Source organism: Xanthomonas sp. NCPPB 3959 (assembly GCF_056675575.1).
The window spans coordinates 260853-276924 of sequence record NZ_JBWWVR010000001.1; the positions used below are offsets into that span (position 1 = coordinate 260853).

General features: G+C 62.5%; 19 protein-coding genes. 6 read left to right on the forward strand and 13 right to left on the reverse strand.

Annotation, left to right across the window (positions count from 1 at the left end; all coding sequences use genetic code 11):
- Positions 1-192 precede the first annotated feature (192 nt).
- From AC1KVG_RS01020 to AC1KVG_RS01045, 6 genes are all read right to left on the reverse strand, one after another.
- Positions 193-867, reverse strand: a complete 675-nt coding sequence (locus AC1KVG_RS01020) for a hypothetical protein (protein ID WP_481093210.1) — start codon at positions 865-867, stop codon at positions 193-195.
- 411 nt (positions 868-1278) lie between these two features.
- Positions 1279-2658, reverse strand: coding sequence for a sensor histidine kinase (locus tag AC1KVG_RS01025; RefSeq protein ID WP_481093211.1), 1380 nt, complete (start codon positions 2656-2658; stop codon positions 1279-1281).
- Positions 2655-3341: a response regulator transcription factor gene (locus AC1KVG_RS01030; RefSeq protein WP_202975291.1), complete on the reverse strand. Its 687-nt coding sequence runs from the start codon at positions 3339-3341 to the stop codon at positions 2655-2657. Before AC1KVG_RS01030 ends, AC1KVG_RS01025 begins: the two co-directional genes overlap by 4 nt.
- Before the next feature lie 142 nt (positions 3342-3483).
- Complete coding sequence (locus AC1KVG_RS01035; RefSeq protein ID WP_481093212.1) at positions 3484-3852, reverse strand: hypothetical protein; 369 nt, start codon at positions 3850-3852, stop codon at positions 3484-3486.
- Entirely contained in the window at positions 3827-4444 is a 618-nt protein-coding gene (locus AC1KVG_RS01040; protein ID WP_481093213.1) for an aspartyl/asparaginyl beta-hydroxylase domain-containing protein, read from the reverse strand. The genes AC1KVG_RS01035 and AC1KVG_RS01040 overlap by 26 nt, the downstream gene beginning before the upstream one ends.
- A 64-nt stretch (positions 4445-4508) precedes the next feature.
- On the reverse strand, positions 4509-5315 hold the full coding sequence (locus AC1KVG_RS01045) for a MipA/OmpV family protein (RefSeq protein ID WP_481093214.1): 807 nt from the start codon (positions 5313-5315) through the stop codon (positions 4509-4511).
- A 305-nt stretch (positions 5316-5620) separates the two neighbouring features.
- On the opposite strand from AC1KVG_RS01045, the gene AC1KVG_RS01050 reads away from it, so the two are divergent.
- Positions 5621-5782, forward strand: coding sequence for a hypothetical protein (locus AC1KVG_RS01050; protein ID WP_481093215.1), 162 nt, complete (start codon positions 5621-5623; stop codon positions 5780-5782).
- Positions 5783-5921: 139 nt separating this feature from the next.
- Entirely contained in the window at positions 5922-7439 is a 1518-nt protein-coding gene (locus AC1KVG_RS01055) for an FAD-dependent oxidoreductase (protein WP_481093216.1), read from the forward strand.
- A gap of 68 nt (positions 7440-7507) precedes the next feature.
- Here AC1KVG_RS01055 and AC1KVG_RS01060 read toward each other — a convergent pair whose 3' ends face one another.
- The 6 genes from AC1KVG_RS01060 to AC1KVG_RS01085 all read right to left on the reverse strand — a co-directional run bounded on the left by AC1KVG_RS01060 (position 7508) and on the right by AC1KVG_RS01085 (position 11636).
- Entirely contained in the window at positions 7508-8083 is a 576-nt protein-coding gene (locus tag AC1KVG_RS01060) for a MarR family winged helix-turn-helix transcriptional regulator (protein ID WP_481093217.1), read from the reverse strand.
- A gap of 54 nt (positions 8084-8137) precedes the next feature.
- Positions 8138-8824, reverse strand: coding sequence for a glycosyltransferase family 2 protein (locus AC1KVG_RS01065; RefSeq protein WP_481093218.1), 687 nt, complete (start codon positions 8822-8824; stop codon positions 8138-8140).
- Entirely contained in the window at positions 8821-9417 is a 597-nt protein-coding gene (locus AC1KVG_RS01070; RefSeq protein WP_481093219.1) for a class I SAM-dependent DNA methyltransferase, read from the reverse strand. Before AC1KVG_RS01070 ends, AC1KVG_RS01065 begins: the two co-directional genes overlap by 4 nt.
- Positions 9414-10175: a PIG-L deacetylase family protein gene (locus AC1KVG_RS01075; RefSeq protein ID WP_481093220.1), complete on the reverse strand. Its 762-nt coding sequence runs from the start codon at positions 10173-10175 to the stop codon at positions 9414-9416. Before AC1KVG_RS01075 ends, AC1KVG_RS01070 begins: the two co-directional genes overlap by 4 nt.
- Positions 10163-11158, reverse strand: a complete 996-nt coding sequence (locus AC1KVG_RS01080; RefSeq protein ID WP_481093221.1) for an acyl-CoA dehydrogenase — start codon at positions 11156-11158, stop codon at positions 10163-10165. The genes AC1KVG_RS01075 and AC1KVG_RS01080 overlap by 13 nt, the downstream gene beginning before the upstream one ends.
- 109 nt (positions 11159-11267) lie before the next feature.
- On the reverse strand, positions 11268-11636 hold the full coding sequence (locus tag AC1KVG_RS01085) for a response regulator (protein WP_006448791.1): 369 nt from the start codon (positions 11634-11636) through the stop codon (positions 11268-11270).
- A 74-nt stretch (positions 11637-11710) separates the two neighbouring features.
- Here AC1KVG_RS01085 and AC1KVG_RS01090 point away from each other — a divergent pair, with 74 nt between their 5' ends.
- Positions 11711-12979: a two-component system sensor histidine kinase NtrB gene (locus AC1KVG_RS01090; protein WP_481093222.1), complete on the forward strand. Its 1269-nt coding sequence runs from the start codon at positions 11711-11713 to the stop codon at positions 12977-12979.
- A gap of 113 nt (positions 12980-13092) precedes the next feature.
- Here the strand turns inward: AC1KVG_RS01090 and AC1KVG_RS01095 are convergent, their stop codons facing one another.
- Complete coding sequence (locus AC1KVG_RS01095) at positions 13093-13380, reverse strand: hypothetical protein (protein ID WP_043907281.1); 288 nt, start codon at positions 13378-13380, stop codon at positions 13093-13095.
- A 475-nt stretch (positions 13381-13855) separates the two neighbouring features.
- Here AC1KVG_RS01095 and AC1KVG_RS01100 point away from each other — a divergent pair, with 475 nt between their 5' ends.
- The 3 genes from AC1KVG_RS01100 to AC1KVG_RS01110 all read left to right on the forward strand — a co-directional run bounded on the left by AC1KVG_RS01100 (position 13856) and on the right by AC1KVG_RS01110 (position 16020).
- Entirely contained in the window at positions 13856-14167 is a 312-nt protein-coding gene (locus tag AC1KVG_RS01100) for a hypothetical protein (RefSeq protein ID WP_023904038.1), read from the forward strand.
- 78 nt (positions 14168-14245) lie between these two features.
- Positions 14246-14662: a hypothetical protein gene (locus AC1KVG_RS01105; protein WP_023904039.1), complete on the forward strand. Its 417-nt coding sequence runs from the start codon at positions 14246-14248 to the stop codon at positions 14660-14662.
- Complete coding sequence (locus AC1KVG_RS01110; protein ID WP_481093223.1) at positions 14659-16020, forward strand: PQQ-dependent sugar dehydrogenase; 1362 nt, start codon at positions 14659-14661, stop codon at positions 16018-16020. The genes AC1KVG_RS01105 and AC1KVG_RS01110 overlap by 4 nt, the downstream gene beginning before the upstream one ends.
- Positions 16021-16072: the final 52 nt, after the last annotated feature.

Here is a 16072-nt window from a genome sequence, read left to right on the forward strand (position 1 = left end):
CGAATTTATACTAAGCAGCCACAACCAATGGAATCGATTGTGCAAAATTCAATGGTTTTGGCATGCCAATCAGCCTAGATTTCTGTATAGGCAGCTAGGGTGATTCGAGTGGTTGCTCGATAGAAGCCGAGTCTCTTCAGGCAGGAAAAACGCCGTTGCTGCTAGCGAATAGGCGCTTTTTTAGTCCAGCGATCAATCGGGCAATAAAAGGTTGAAGCCCAGCGTCACCCACGGCGTGTGGTCTGCACCATGCTGATATCCGGCCAGCAGATCCACGCTGGCACGGTCGCCAAACAGGCGCCGCAGCCCAGCCTGCTGGCCGAAACCGCCGCGGTCATCGCCGAAGGCTTCGGCCAGCACCGTCCAGGCGGGGCCGAGCGTGTGCTCCACGCCCACGCTTGCCGTCAGCGCCATCGCTGCGCCGCGGGGCGTGTTTGCGCCTACGTTCAGATGCAGCAGGCTGCGTCGGTCCGCATCCAACGCGATGCTCACCGGCACATTGAGGATCAGCCCATCCAGCCGCTGCCGGCGCATGTCCCAGTTCGCCCCCAGCGAGGCACCCACGCCCCAGCGCTGCTGGTCCAGATCGCGAAACAGCCGCTTCACGCCCAGAGCGGCGATACCGGCCTGGGTTTGGTCGCTGAACGTCGACAGCCCCAGGCTGACTTCGTTGCCGGCCCAGGTGCAGGCAGGCACGGCGGTCAGTTCGCGCCCCGGGCGGGAGCCACGTAGCCAGGTTTCCACCTGGCAGCGTCCTTCAGGGGTCAGGGCGGCATCGTCGGTGGTCAGGCTGGCGGCGGCCTGCGCACGGAACGCAAGCACGGACGCAGCTGCCAGCAGCAGGGCGGGGAACAGCTTCAGGGACATCGGCACTCTCCTGGGTCGGAGCGCCAAAGACCGCGCTTTGGGTCTAGCTGGATTGTGTGGGTAATGCAGGCAATGCGTGGGCGCAAGCGCACGCGATGAGCCCCGCCCTGTGCGGACGGAGCCGACCTTGGGTCAGGATCCGTCGGCGCAGGTGCCGCGACGCAATCGACTATGACTGTCCAAGGAGCAGGCCTCTGGGGTGGGGGACGAAAAAGGTGGCGCATGATGCCTGCAAGGCCGTGACGAGCGCAATCGGTGGAGCGCATCGGACAAGGACCGCGTGGCGATCTGGTAAGCGCCTGCACCGGCTTCCCGGCTATCGGGGAATCGCGGTAGCAGCGTCGCCTGGCAGACCATCAGTTCAATGCGTCGCTGACAGCGCACGAACGCCAGGTCTGCAGCGGCTCTCGGTTACGGATTGAAATCGATCAGCGCCAGGGTTCCCTCGGCGATGGTCGACTCCAGATGCAGGCGCCAGCCGAAGCGCTCGCAGATACGCTGGGTCAGGAACAGGCCCAGCCCCGAACCGCCGCCTTGCTTGACCGAGTGTTTCAATGAGGCGGTGTAGCGCTCTGCCGCCAGCGCGGTATCGAAGCCTTCGCCCGAGTCGCGGATGCAGAGCCTGTGCTTGACCAGCGAGACGCGGATGTCGCCGGCATAGGTATGGTCGGCCGCATTGCGCAGCAGGTTGCCCACGGCAATGCGCACCATCGATTCGGACGCGTGCAAGACCAGCGGCTCCAGCGCATCGATGTGGTACTGCACCGGCTTTGCCGAGACCAGATACAGATGGTCCTGGACCAGATCAGGAAGCAGTCCGTGCAGGAGGGTGATCTCCTCGCGCTCGGCAGGGGTTGGTTCGCGCGAAAGATACAGCAGCGCTTCCATGATCTGCTTGAGGTTGCCCACGGCCTCGTCGATGCGATGCAACGGCCGCTGCGCGCGCTCCGGCAACTGTTGCTTGTGCAGCACATCGGCTGCGCCGGAGATGACGGCCAGCGGCGTGCGGAATTCGTGGCTGGCCTGGTCCAGCAGACTGCGCTCGCGTTCGATTGCCCGCGCTACACGTTCCAGGTGCGCGTTCACCTCACGCGCAATTGTATTGAGCTCGCTCTTGCGGTAGTCGGTGGGCAGCCGTTGCGCGGGTTGCAGCGGGTCCAGCTGCCGCATGCGACGTGCCAGGTCGGTGACCGGCCGGGTCAGACTGATAAAGAGCCACCAGATCACCAACGCGATCATCGCCAGATTCAACAGCATGAACAGCACGCTCACTTGAACGCTTTCGTTCTGCTTGTCTTCGAGCTCGGTCATGTCGATGCTCATGACCAACCGCCCTTGCGGCAACGTGGTGATCAACACCGAGTAACTGCGATCGGGCCGTGTCTGGCCCGGGGGTTCAGCGAACGGCCCCCAATGCGGTTGCAGGATGTTGATGAACTTCCTGGTCAGGAACGGGGCTCCCTTGGCGGCTTCAAGATCACCTTCGCCGTAGTAGCCAGGCGCCAGCGCAGCGAAGAAGGCCGGCATTCCTGCGGGGAGTCGGGCAGGATCTGACACTAGCCAGCCCTGCACCGGGCCATCGGTAGGAAGCGCGCTTTGCAACTCGGCCACAGGCAGGTGCGCAATGCTTTGCGTGCTCGAGGTGAGCAGCTGTTTCCAGATCGGAGCTTCGATCAACTCCTGGCTCAAAAACCCTTGAACCGCCAACCCCAGGGCAAGCATCGCGCCGGACACGATCAGGCTGCTGCTGATCAGCCACTGCAGACTTCCCAGGCGCCCGCCCAATCTCATCGCGTCCCACCACCCAGGCGATAGCCGACACCGGTGACGGTGTGCAGCAGTTTGTGTTCGCCGCTCTGATCCAGGGCACGCCGCAACACATGCATGTGGGAACGCAGCAGATCGCCTTCGGGCAATGCGTCGCCCCAGATCAGGCTTTCCAGTCGGTCGCGACGCACGATTCTTGGGGATTCGCGCATCAGCAATTCCAGCACGTTGCGCAAGGTGCTGGAGAGCACCACGCTGCGCTCGCCGCGCGAGACCTTCAGGCTATCCAGGTCGAAGCGCAAATCGCCGACCTGCAGCAAGTGACCCGCTGTTGCTGCATTCGCGCTGGCTCTGCCCACCATCACGCGCAAGCGCATTTCCAGCTCCGGCAGCGCGACCGGTTTGACCAGATAATCGTCGGCGCCGTTTTCGAACCCGAGCAGCTTGCCCTCCAGCTGATCCTTGGCGGTGAGCATGATGATCGGCGTGCGGCAGCCATGGTCTTCGCGCAACGTGCGCAGCACGCTCATGCCATCCATGCGCGGCAGCATCCAATCCAGAATGATGGCGTCGTAGCGATTGCTGATGGCCAGATTCAGTCCGGAGTTGCCGTCGGGCGCGGCATCGGGTTGATGTCCGCATGCCTCCAGATAATCGAAGATATTGGCCGCCAGCGCACGGTTGTCTTCGATGATGAGCACTTGCAATACCTGCGCAGGCTGGATCGAGCTGGAGGTCATCGCATCGGTGTTTTTCAGGGTGGGAAACATCATACGCAGCATCGTCTCCATGCACTCGACCAGCTCGCGCAACAGGCGGCAGATCGATGCCAGCAGGGCAGGGGAATGCTCAAACATGCAGTAGCCAGCGCCCGGCACCGATCACGCCGGCAAGGCTTGCCAGCGCAACGCTGAGCAACAGCAGATTGATCGCCCACTTGATGGCGGTGTAGGTCGGCCGATGCCGCGCACGCAGCTGCTTTCCGCGCGCCATCAGCGGGCTGATCCAGGTGAACAAGGCGCTCGCCGGGCCGCGCTTGTCGCGCGTGTCGTTGGGTGTCATCGCGGCACGCGCGAGCTGGCAGTACAGCAGGTTGAACAGCCTTCCCGGCCAGCGCATCGGCCTGGCGACGTCGCACATGAGGATCAGGCGCGCAGCATCGGTGTCGTTGCGGACGAAATGCAGATAGGTTTCATGCCTGGCCGTCGTGCCAGGCACGCGTCTGGCCATCGACGTCGATGAAGCATTGCGCGGCATTGGGCGTGGCCAGGCCCAGGTGGTAGCGCAACGAGCAGCCCAGCGGATCGGCATGCGGTGTGAGCCCCGAATGCGGCGGCAGGATCGCGAACATGGCGGCCTTGACCTGCGGATACTGCGCCAGGATCTGCAGCGTCTGCGGGCAGCTGGCACGCGCCGATGCATGCGTGTAGCCATACCAGCGCAGGTAGTAGCGGCTCCAGCCATATTTGTAGAACGTGCGAAATCCCACATCGAACGACGCCACCGAGCCTTCCCGGCGCGCCTCGTCGAAACTGCCGCCGGCCTGGATGGCCAATGCCTCGTCGCGCATGACTTCCCAGTGTTGCGCAAGCGATGCCAGCGTTGGATAGGCATCCAACGCGACGAACGGGCCACGCGCTGCGCGTTTGGTGAACGTGTAGAGAATCACGTTCGGCAAGGCGAACACCGGCCAGCTCTTGCGCAGGTATTGCTTCAGGCTGGCATAGCGCGCTCGACCGCGATACCGGTAGACGTAGGTCATCGCTGCGATCCAGCTCGCCACCAGGCACAGCAAGGTCCAGGCGATCATGCTGCGCTCGCGCGCAGGCATCGCTTAGATTGCCGCTGCATGGCGGCGGCATGGCCCGGTGTCATCAAAAGCCCCTGGAAAAACCGATCAACAGCGTGCCGACGCCGTCGGTATCGGGTTCGAGCAGCGGGCTGTCGCTGAGCTTGCTGGGCAACACGCTGTATTGCAGGCGCGTCATGAACTGCCAGCGCTTGCCGATCGGTCGTACATAAGTGACACCCACGGTCGGCACGGTGGCCGAATCCGGCTTGTAATCCACCACACCGCGTGCGACTTCTTCGTCCAGCGTGCCGTAGTAGTAATTGGCCATGTCCTTGGAGAGATGGCTGATGCTGGCGCTGGGCGTCAACCGGCCGCGTCCCACAGTGATGGGATAGCCGTAACGCGCGGTCAATTCGTAGCCTTCGCTGGTGCCGGTCACGTCGGCTTTGGCCGTTAACTCGAATTCGCCTACCGCGCCTTCCCATGTGCCGACCAGACCCAGGTCCAGACTGTCGTCGCGATCTTCCAGCAACGCGCGATCGATGCCGTTGCGCGCCAATTCCTCGCTACCCAGATCGTCTGCCGCCACGCCGTCCATGCGTAGCGCGGCAATCGCATCCAGGCTGAAGGTCTCGCCTTTGATGATGTGGTATCCGCCGGTGATACCGCGCAAGAACACCCGCTCGCCCTCGAACAGGATCAATGGCACCGGGTTGATCCGCGTGCCCTCACCGGCGAACGGGCTATCCGAGGCAATCGCGCCCAGGCCCAGGCCCCAGCGATAAGGCGATTGTTCGGCCAGCGATGGGTCCGCTTCCGGTGTGGTCTGCGCTGCGGCGAGAGAGGGGAGTGCCAATAGTGTGGCGAGGAAGAAACGGGAATGCGTCATGGGGAGGCTTCAGTGGGAGAGGGCAGCGCCGCCGCTGTGCCGACCCGCGGTCGAGCAGGGAGCGATGGCGCGGCAGCAGCGTGCGTCATGCATGTCGGCCAAATGTCGGCAGTGCAGCAACGGCACTTGCGACGTTCCACCGACATCGGCGTGGCAACGTGCAGGGCAATCGCACCGCGTCCTACGCCGTCTTGCTTGCCACCACGCTGCTTCGCCTATGGAGTTCGCCATGATCGCTTTCTGTAGTTGCCTGTCGTCTTCATCGCCGATACCGCCGTATGCGAGATGAGGCGACGATCCTGACGTTGGCGCTGAAGATGGTTCCTGTTGCCGAAGCGGCCGCCTGGTTTCATCACGACCCGATTCGCGAGCTGGGAGGTAAGACGGCAGCCGAACTCGCGGCGCGGGGCCATTCCGCCCAGGTCGTCAGGTTTCTGCAGTCGGTTCTGCGCGGCGAACGCGACTGAAAAGGATGCAGAGCGCGGGTCTTGCGCACCGGCCGGGCCAAGCCGGCAGCGCCGACTGAATATGTGCTACTTGCACTCTTTTTTCGATGGGCCTAAGCTGCCGTCAAATTAAGTGCATATTGCACATATTTGGATGGCCATGAACGACGACAAAGACCTCGATGTGCTGATCTGCGGCGCCGGTGCCGCCGGACTGACCCTGGCGCTGGAGCTGGCGCGCCGGGGCATCCGGTTCCGCTTGATCGACAAGATCAGCGAGCCGTTCGGTGGCTCGCGCGGCAAGGGCATCCAACCGAGAACGCTGGAGATTTTCGAAGACCTGGGCATCGCAAACCGCCTGGCAGCCGTGGGCGGCCCGTATCCGCCTGAGCGCACTTATGCTCAGGACGGCAGCTACACGGACGCCGCACCCGATCGTGCGGAGCCGACCATGACCGAGCCGTTTGCACAGCCATTGATGGCTCCGCAATTCCTGACCGAGCGCGTGTTACGCGAGCGTCTCGCCGAATTCGGGCATGCCCCGCACTATGGATGCGAGCTGGTCGGACTGGAGCAGGACGCCGCCGGCGTGAGCGTGCAGCTGCGCGATGGCGGCGGCGCGCAAATGATCCGCAGCCGCTACCTGGTGGCAACCGATGGCGGCCGCAGCGTTGTGCGGCACGCACTTGCCATCGAGTTTCCCGGCAAGACGCTGGGCGTGCGCGCAATCGTGGCCGACGTGGTCATCCGTGGTCTGGATCGGGCGTATTGGCACCGCTTCAACCAGGCGTCGATGCAAACCCAGATTTCGTTCTGCCCGCTAGCCGGGACCGATTGGTTCCAGATCCAGGCACCGGTGCCGCTGGAAGGCGACATCGATCTGTCAGTTGGCGGCCTCAACGCGATGATCGCCGCGCGCATCGGCGACACCGCCATCCGCGTCGAGCAGGTATTTTGGGCATCGGCATATGCGATGAACGCGCGACTGGCAGACCGTTACCGCGTTGGACGTATTTTGCTGGCTGGCGCCGCCGCACATATCCATCCACCGACCGGCGGGCAGGGGCTCAACACCAGCTTGCAGGATGCCTACAACCTTGGTTGGAAACTGGCTGCGGTGGTGCGCGGTGCGTCCGAGAGCCTGCTCGACAGCTACGAGCAGGAACGCCGCCCAATCGCTGCCGAAATGCTGGGCCTGTCGATCAAGCTGCTCGACGCAGCCAAGCAGGGCGACTTGCGCCGCGGTCGGCAGACGCAGCAACTGGACCTGCACTACGACGCCTCTGCATTGGTGTGGCCGACACTGTCTGCGACCGCAATCGCCTCCGGTTCGCGCGCACCGGATGCACCCTTGTTGGGCGCGGCAGGGCAGGCAACGCGCCTGTTCGAGCTGTTCAAGGGACCGCACTGGACGTTGTTGGCTTACCAGATCGCTGCACACACGCTGCCGTGTTATCCGGGTGTTCGCAGCTATTCGATCGGTAGCAACGGCGATCTGCAGGATCCGGGCCAGCAGATCGAACGCGCCTATGGGCTGGCAACGGGCGATCTGGTGCTGGTGCGACCGGACGGCTACGTTGCCCTCACCGGCCGCATCGAGGCAACGCAGCGCATCACCGACTACCTGCACAAGGCAGGTGTTGTTGCGGCAGAGCATGCCGAATTCGAGTTGATGTGATCATTCGAATCGACAAGTGTGAAGCTCCCGCGCACTTGTCCTTCAGGTCGCAGAGATGACTGGGCGTCTTATGGAACGCCGCGTTTGAGATCGTCCGCAAACTTGCGCATGAGACGCACCAGTGCATCGAGATCGCGCTCTTTCCATTCGGAAAAGATGGCGAACCCGATCTTCTTGCGCGCTTCATCGACCTTGTCGGTCATCGTCTTTCCCTTCCTGGTGATCACTGCCTCGCGCACACGCCGGTCGGCAGCGCTCTCGCGCCGGCTGACCAGGCCTTGTTCTTCCAGCTTTGCAATCTGCCGGCTGACGGTGGTGTAGTCGCGACCCACGCGATCGGCAAGTTCGACCACGCCGATCGGCCCGAACCGTTCAATCAATACCAGCAGCGGAAATTGCGCGCGCTCCAGGGTGATCCCAGCCTCCAGAATCATCGCTGCATCGCGCTGCGGTTGGTTCATGACGCCAACGATCTCAAGCAGCGCGCCATGCAGCTCACGCAGTCGTGCACCTTCAGGCGTGTCTTCGGTTTTCTTCATCAGGGCAGTGCCTTGCGTCCAATGGGTGCATTTTACACCCACTGATGATTGGCAACCGCCTGTCATGAATGACGATGGTGGAGACCGCAAGACCTGTGCCTGCATGTTCGATCTGTCGTTGCTTGATCACGTGTCGCCGTTGAACCGATGGCTGTTTTGCTACGCGTTCTTGCTGGGCACAGGGCTCATCGCCATGACGGCGGCTTCCAGACGGATCAGGTAATCGCTGAATCCGCCGGTGGCGCGGGCGTCGCGGCGGGCACTGGTGTTGACGACCGGGGTGATCAGGCGCGCGATGTGCATGCCGGCATCTTCCAGTGCGCAGACCAGGGCGACGTCTTCGCTGGAGGTGCGCGTGGAAAAACCGCCGGCGGCCAGATAGGCGGCTGCGCTCATCCCCAGATTGGCGCCGTGCACATGCGGATGGCCGTCACAGCGGATTTCCGTGTCCATGAAGGCTTTGCGCGTCTCCGGCCGAAAGTCGCGCCAATCGCCGACCTCCACGACGCCGCAGAACACATCGGCCGCGCAGCCGAGCTGTGCCGACAGCCAGTCCGGTGGCACGCGGGTGTCGGCATCGGTGAAGGCAAGCCAGCGCGCACCGCGGGAGATTGCCGCAGAAGCCGCTGCCGCACGCGCAATGCCGACACCGCCGCTGGTCTTGAGCGTCATGGCGCCATGCGAACGGGCAATGCTGCCAGTAAGGTCGGTGCAGCGGTCGAGCGCGACATGGATTTCCACGCGCTCGCCATACAACTGCGGATGCCGTGCCGCCACCAGGATGGATTGTAGACACTGCCCAATCAGCGCTGCTTCGTTATGCGCCGGAATGGTCACCGCAATCATCGCAGGCGCTCCTGTTGCGCAATCGACGGTCCGGCCATCCATGCCTGCAGCACGAAATCAGGGTCTTGATACGTGCACAGCGTTTCCAGCGCCAATGCATCGTTCAATCCTTCATGCACCTGCTCTGCACTGCGCAGCGCGCCCTGGAAGTCGTGACGCCAGTGACAGGCGACAAGGCAACCGCGCTCGCTGAGCGATTGGGCAAACAGCGCAGCGGTTTTTTCGAATGCGGCATCTTCCAGGTAATAGCCGACCTCGCTAAACACGATCAGATCGAAGCTGCCCTCCGGCCAATCCGCAGGATGCGCCGCCTGTTGCAGGGTCACATGGCGCATCTGGTCGACGCGCGCACTCGCCAGGTCGACCGCCTGCTGAGAGAGATCGGTGGCCAGCAACGCGTCGCAGCGTTGCCCGAGTGCTGCAGTGAGTTCTCCGTTGGAACATCCAAATTCCCAGCCTTTTGCAAAGCGCCGATAGGGCAGGGTGCCGAGCAGGATCTCTCGTTTGCGCTGCTCGTACCAACGCGAGCGATAGCCGAACGGGTCGTCGTCGGCATACAGCTGCTCGAAATGCGCGACGCTCAAGGCCGTCATCGGATGAACACCTCAAAAGAGCGATCGAACCGTTCCAACACATGCAGCGGCAGAATCGGCGCCGCAACCGCCGGCGTGCACTGACCGATCTGCGTTGCGAAACACTGGATGGCCTGCCGTTTTGCCTCCATTACCGTGGGAGACAACTCGAATCGGGTCGCGCGCTCGTCGGTAAAGACGCCGTCGTCCGGTTGCGACCAATGCCAGGCCCAGACCGGGTATTGCAGCAAGCGCGCACCTCGGGTGTCGCAGGCAGCCCTGGTGGCGCGCGATGCGGCTTCGTGATCGGGATGGCCGTCGCGCTGCCAAGTCACCAGCACCGTATCGTTTGCATCGAGCAAGCCGCCCACAGCCTCTGCAATCCGCGCCTCGCACGCAGCCAGCGCGCCGTCACCCAATGCAAGATGGACCAATGCGCCTGGCAACAGACCCAGATGTCGAACGGCTGCATCGAGCTCCAGCCGACGCGCAGGGCCAAGCACATGCGGCGCCCAGCCTGGTTCGTCGGGATACGCCAGCTCGCCATCGGTGAGCGCAATGATCAGCACAGGTACACCAGCCGCGCGTGCAGCTGCGATGAGCCCACCGCAGCCAAGCACTTCATCGTCGGGGTGGGGCGCGACCACGACCAGCCGACGGCTGCCTTGCAGCAGTTGCGATAGCGAGCTGCGCGGCATGCCACTCAGACACGCTGCATCGCGCCACACCGACTCGGGTGTGCCTGCACCTTCGATTGGCTGGCCGGTCAGATCTTCCATGCGAGATCCTGTTGATGGCAGAGCTCACCCAAGGCTTGCAGATCGCGTTCGCCGTGGTGTTGTCGGATGAAGACCGACAAGTCGGCGCAGCGCTGTGCATGCACGCGGTCGCCGCAAAGCGGACCCGGTCCCAGGGCACGGCCGACCCGATCAAGCGTGTCGCGCGCCACCGCCTCGACAACACTGCGTACCTGCAGCACGCCGCGCATCTGCGGATCCTGCGGTTGTGCGTCAATCTGTTGCGCGAGCTGACGCAACAACGCACCAGCAGCGGCCAGGCCTGCGTCGATGGCGCCCAAGTGCGCGGCGGCGTGCGGATCGCGGCGCACCCGAGGCGCTGTGCGCAGCACATCGGCAACGGCGCTGGTTGCGCCAAACCAGCATGCGGCGATGCCGGCACCACCATGCCAGAACCCTGGCCGTGTCAGATACGCGTCGCTCGCTCCAACCTGCTGCGCGGGAACCTTGGTGAAGGTGACATTGGCGGTCTCGATGTCGCGCATGCCGATCGCCTGCCAGCCACTTGCATCGATCTGCACACCGGGTTGATTCAACGCCACCGCAAACAGACCGCTGGCACCGGCGTGCTGCGTGGTCACCAACGCGTGCGTGACCTGGGCTGCACCAGAGCACCACGCCTTGGTTCCTTCGAGTGTACTGCCGGTAAATCGCATGTCCGAACCCGGTGGCTCCGCCGCCCACACAGCCCAGCGCTGCCCCGGTTCGATCAGTTCGACAGCCAGATCGGCGCAGATGGCCTGCGCGTCGTAATGCGCTTCCAGAAACTTGGCGACACACAGGTCTTCCGCAGCGATATCGGCGAGCAGCTGCCAGCGTTCGGCAGTTCGGCCGCGCCCTGGTAAAGGGAGCACAGGGTGATCGCACAACCAACGTTGCAGCATTGATTGGTTGAGCCCGTTCTTTGCATAGTGGTTGTCAGGCGATAAAAAAACTGGATCGTTGGATGTGATGCGTGCGCTCATCGCAAGGAAGCTAAGCAGCAAGTGGTGCAAAGCGTGTGAGGCGCTCAACCGATGACATCGCTGTGAAGCGGGCCGTGCAATTGGGGGCCGCACTGCAGCCGCCCTGCTTCTAGTGCCCCACGAACGCCTCAATCTGTTGCACCAGACCACGGCGCGTGTAGGGTTTGCTCAGGAAGATGGTGCGCTCGGGCAACCCGTTGGGCGAGCGGCCCAGACCGGAGGTGAGGATGGCTGGCACATTATTGCCATTGGAGCGCAGGTAAGAGATGAGACCATAGCCGTCCAGCAGACCCGGCATCTGAAGGTCGGTAAAGAGCAGGTCGATGCCCGGATGGTTGTCGATATGTTCGAGCGCTTCCTGGGCGTCTACAGCAGTCACAACCGCATATCCAATATCCGACAGCAACAGCGCAGCGACCTCAAGGGTGTCAACATCGTCGTCGACCACAAGGATCAGTTTTTCGTTCTTGAATTCCATAAAGCAGGTGTTCTGAGGATGCCCGCACCACACTACGTTTCCCACGCGAAAGGCATGTGATCGATTTGAGCACGATGAACACGACGCAAGATTTCCCCGATCATCGCTACCGGCAAGTGGTCGAACTCTCGCTGGATTCCATCAAGGAAATTTCGTTGGATGGGCGCGTCAAATTCGTCAATGCGCATGGTCTGGCACGTGTGGCGGCAGAGCATGCCAGGTCCATCGTGGGCGAGCGCTGGTCGTCGTTGTGGCCGGAAGAATTCAGACAGCGTGTGGAAGATGCGCTTGCGGCTGCTGGTCAAGGATTGTCCCAGCAATTCGAAACCGAGTGCACCGGCGCCGATGGCCAACGCCAGTTCTGGCTGGTGTCTACCAGCCCGCTGCGCGATGCATACGGCAACATCGAAGGCGTGCTGGCGGTCAATCGCGACATCACCGAGCGCCGGCAATCGCAGCAAGCGCTACGCACGCTCAACCAGACGCTGAGCGCACGCAACGACCCGTTGATCAGGCAAAGCGAACTGTCCAACGCCATTGGCTACGAGCTCAACAGCAACGACAGTAGCGGCCGCGATGTGGAAGGTGAACTCGATATTGCGCGCGCAGCCCAGCGACTGGCCGAGACCGTTGCCGAGCGGGCGCAGGAGGGAGAGGCCGTTGGGCAATTGCTGGCAGGGGTGGTCCACGACCTCAATAACGTGCTGCAAACCGCGGGCGCTGCCATCGAAGTGGTTCAGTCTCGCGGCGCTGTCATCGCCGAAGACAGGAAGATTCTGCGCATAGCCGAGGGCGCTTTGCAGCAGGGCTCGATCATGGCGCAGCGACTGCTGGGGTTCGCGCGCAATCACCCGTACGCACCCGAAGAGGTGGATCTGAACGAGCTGGTCGCACGGCTGCTGCCCTTGCTGCAACAGGCAGCGGGTAACAAGGTGTCTATCGAGTGGACACCGGCAGCGACCAGGAGTGTGGTGTTGGTCGATCCGCACACATTGGAACGCGCGCTTTTGAATCTGATAATCAATGCACGCGATGTCTGTGGCGAGCACGGCAAGGTCGGTATTGCCGTGGCACAGTGCACGCTTGCCGATGCCGACGAGGCAAGCGCTCGCCGCAGTGGCGACTACGTCACCATCGCTGTCAGCGACAACGGCAGCGGTATTACGCCCGAGGTACGTGAGCATTTGTTCGACGCCTACTTCACAACGAAGCCGGCGGGGAAGGGCACCGGCTTGGGCTTGGCGCAAGTCGACGGCGCAGTGAGGCAGGCCAATGGGTTCATCGATGTGGCATCCGGGCCCGGGCAGGGCGCGCGCTTCACGTTGGGGTTCCCTGCAGTTTGACTGCTCTGGCCAGGTTGAGGCATCGCTACCGGGCAAGATTCCCGTACATCTGCAGAATCGAGCTTGGGTAGGTCTTCATCGATCGACACGATGCCTCGAACGGCGCACCCATGTCAGCTGTCTTCAAGAATGCCCAACGCCGAGAGCTTGCATCTGCCCATCCATTGCCTGGCGTAATGCCTCGCAGCAAGTTGGGTATCGAATCTGACATCCGGCGGTTTATAACCGCGCAGGGTGATGCCATCTTCGAAAGAGACAAGAATTTCCGGAGCGTACAAGGCACCTGCCGGCGCCGTGTGCGCCGTCAATCGGTAGTGACCGATGTTCCGGATCATGGTGAGCCCCATACACACCTCAGTGCCTGCATTGAGCGGCTTGAACCAGTAAGGCTTGCCCAGCAAGAAGTTGTCGATTCCAGATTGGGCGATAATTTTGCAACTTGCAAGGAATCAACGGGATTCATTGCTGCTATTTGCAATGAAGCTTTAAACACGGCAGATCGCATGCTGCACAGGTCGCTCTTAGATAAAAGGATTCATAAAGCAGCGGAACGATTTCATTGCCGGGCTTGTTACTCGATACAGCCAGCGGTGGCGATTAGAAATTGATCAATCAAATGGTGTTCCGAAAGCAATCCACCGCAAATAAAATCGCAACACGCAGCGGACCTCGATCAACAAAAACTACTCACTACGCATCATTGCTGACGTGAATCCGGATTTGAGGCGTGTGCACGTTCTGTGAGATGGCTGGCATCAAACCCTTGAAACTTGCAGAGCCAGCTAGGTGCAAGCCTGACGCCACCCAACCGGCACGCAAAGCGTGAGCTGCATCGACTCACAACACCGCGACGGTCCACAGACGATCATGGCGCGCATGAACAGCAGTAGCCAGATCTCGGTGCGCGCATTTTCCGCTGCACCCAAGAACACCGCGAGCGATGCCAGCAGTCTCATCGAAGTGCATCTGTCCAGCAGCCCGGATCCGCGCTGGCGTGCCTGCTTCAACTTTGTCCTGCAAGGCCGGGAGATCGCATACCTGCAGGACAAGCCGGTGTTCGACCACGCCAGTTTCAAGGCGACTCTGTTGCCTGGATACGCGGATTCCTTCCGGCAGGAACTGCCAGAGCTCATCGCAGCGGCAAGCGCGCTTGCGCGTGCCCAGACCAACAAAGACGCCAGCCGCTAGCATCTACATTGCGCTCCTCATCACATGCCCGCTGGCAGCATCAAGCCACGTCCAGACCTCGCCCCCAATGAGTCCGCCATGAATTCAACTGCGCTTCCCGCCCGGTCCTGGGCAATCCACCCATTCCATGCCGCCGTGCTCGGTGGCGTGTGGCCACTGTTTCTCGGCGCGCTACTGAGCGACTACGCCTACTGGAGCACTTACCAGATCCAGTGGAGCAACTTTGCCTCCTGGCTGCTGGTCGCGGCGATGGTACTGACCAGCATTGCGCTGGTGTGCGCGATCGTTGGATTCGCGCGTGGAAGCCGCAACGTCATCTACATCATCGCGCTCGGCGCGGCATGGATCGTGGGCTTTTTCGATGCCTTGCATCATGCGCGTGATGCCTGGGCAGTGATGCCGGCGGCACTGGTGTTTTCAGCGATCGCAACCGCGTTTGCGTTGGTCGCAACCTGGGCGGGATTGTCCGGCCTGCGCGTAGGAGGTGCACGATGAAGCGTCAAACCATCACGATCATTGCAGTGTCCGTACTCGCTGCAGCACTGGCCGCCTGCAGCAAGGCGCCCGAGCTCAATCAGCGCGGCGCCACTCCGGAGCTGCCGGAGCCGGACCGCGGGCTGATGCCCGACATGACCATCGCCAAGCCCACCGCGTGGGGCGACCGGCGTCCGACCGTGCCAGCCGGCTACCGCATCGCTGCGATCGCCACCGACCTGGGCATTCCGCGCCAGACCCTGGTGTTGCCCAACGGCGACATTCTGGTGGCCGAAGGTCGCGGCGGCGGTGCGCCCAATCTCAAGCCCAAGGACGTGATTGCCGGCGCGATCAAGGCCAAGGGCAATACATCGGTCAAAAGCGGCAACCGGCTGACCTTGTTGCGCGATGCCAATGGCGACGGCACCTATGAACTGAAGACCGTGTTCGCCGAAAACCTCAACGCGCCTTACGGGCTCGCGCTGATCGGCGACGCGCTCTATGTCGCCAACCAAGATGCGTTGGTGCGCTTCGACTATCGCGAAGGGCAGACCAAGGCGAGCGGCGCGCCAGCCAAGGTCACCGACTTGCCCTCGGCCATCAACCATCACTGGACCAAAGCGCTGACCGCCAGTGCAGACGGGCGTTACCTGTATGTGGCGATCGGCTCCAACAGCAACATCACCGAGCGCGGCATGGCGGTGGAGATCGATCGTGCGCAGATCTGGCAGGTGGATCCGGCAACCGGTGCGCACAAGCCCTACGCCACCGGCATCCGCAACCCCACCGCACTGGCGATCCAGCCGGGCAGTGGCGTGTTGTGGGCCGTGGTGAACGAGCGCGACGAAATCGGCCCGAACCTGGTTCCCGATTATCTGACCTCGGTGCGCGAAGGCGGCTTCTACGGCTGGCCTTACAGCTATTGGGGCAAGCATGTGGACACACGGGTGATGCCGCAGGATCCGCAAAAGGTCGCTTCGGCCATCGTTCCCGATTACGCATTGGGCTCGCATGTGGCCGCACTCGGCGTTGCATTTTCATCAGCGGCGATGGGTACGCAATTTGCCGACGGTGTGTTCGTTGGCGAACACGGCAGCTGGAACCGCGACCCGCCGGTCGGCTACAAAGTCGTGTTCGTGCCGTTCCGCGATGGTCGCCCGGCAGGCGATGCGATCGACTTCGTCTCCGGCTTCCATGGCGACGATGGCCTGACTCGCGGCCGTCCGGTCGGCGTCACCGTCGACCCACGTGGTGCGCTGATCGTTGCTGACGACCTGGCCAATACCATCTGGCGGGTCACGCCCGATGCCGCGCCCAACGCCGTGCCGAATCCCGCACCAGAGGCGGCACCCGCTGCGGCGCCCGCTTCACCAAACTAAGCGGCGCAGCGACTCACTGCCAATGCCCGGTTCCGCAAGGAGCCGGGCGTTT

Bases quoted from the DNA above. Each gene is read 5' to 3' on its own strand.
- AC1KVG_RS01065 (WP_481093218.1), bottom strand. From the start codon at position 8,824: ATGATTGCGGTGACCATTCCGGCGCATAACGAAGCAGCGCTGATTGGG.
- AC1KVG_RS01070 (WP_481093219.1), bottom strand. From the start codon at position 9,417: ATGACGGCCTTGAGCGTCGCGCATTTCGAGCAGCTGTATGCCGACGAC.
- AC1KVG_RS01020 (WP_481093210.1), bottom strand. From the start codon at position 867: ATGTCCCTGAAGCTGTTCCCCGCCCTGCTGCTGGCAGCTGCGTCCGTG.
- AC1KVG_RS01055 (WP_481093216.1), top strand. From the start codon at position 5,922: ATGAACGACGACAAAGACCTCGATGTGCTGATCTGCGGCGCCGGTGCC.
- AC1KVG_RS01085 (WP_006448791.1), bottom strand. From the start codon at position 11,636: ATGGAATTCAAGAACGAAAAACTGATCCTTGTGGTCGACGACGATGTT.
- AC1KVG_RS01045 (WP_481093214.1), bottom strand. From the start codon at position 5,315: ATGACGCATTCCCGTTTCTTCCTCGCCACACTATTGGCACTCCCCTCT.
- AC1KVG_RS01060 (WP_481093217.1), bottom strand. From the start codon at position 8,083: ATGCAGGCACAGGTCTTGCGGTCTCCACCATCGTCATTCATGACAGGC.
- AC1KVG_RS01080 (WP_481093221.1), bottom strand. From the start codon at position 11,158: ATGAGCGCACGCATCACATCCAACGATCCAGTTTTTTTATCGCCTGAC.
- AC1KVG_RS01075 (WP_481093220.1), bottom strand. From the start codon at position 10,175: ATGGAAGATCTGACCGGCCAGCCAATCGAAGGTGCAGGCACACCCGAG.
- AC1KVG_RS01090 (WP_481093222.1), top strand. From the start codon at position 11,711: ATGAACACGACGCAAGATTTCCCCGATCATCGCTACCGGCAAGTGGTC.
- AC1KVG_RS01110 (WP_481093223.1), top strand. From the start codon at position 14,659: ATGAAGCGTCAAACCATCACGATCATTGCAGTGTCCGTACTCGCTGCA.
- AC1KVG_RS01105 (WP_023904039.1), top strand. From the start codon at position 14,246: ATGAATTCAACTGCGCTTCCCGCCCGGTCCTGGGCAATCCACCCATTC.
- AC1KVG_RS01025 (WP_481093211.1), bottom strand. From the start codon at position 2,658: ATGAGATTGGGCGGGCGCCTGGGAAGTCTGCAGTGGCTGATCAGCAGC.
- AC1KVG_RS01100 (WP_023904038.1), top strand. From the start codon at position 13,856: ATGAACAGCAGTAGCCAGATCTCGGTGCGCGCATTTTCCGCTGCACCC.
- AC1KVG_RS01040 (WP_481093213.1), bottom strand. From the start codon at position 4,444: ATGATCGCCTGGACCTTGCTGTGCCTGGTGGCGAGCTGGATCGCAGCG.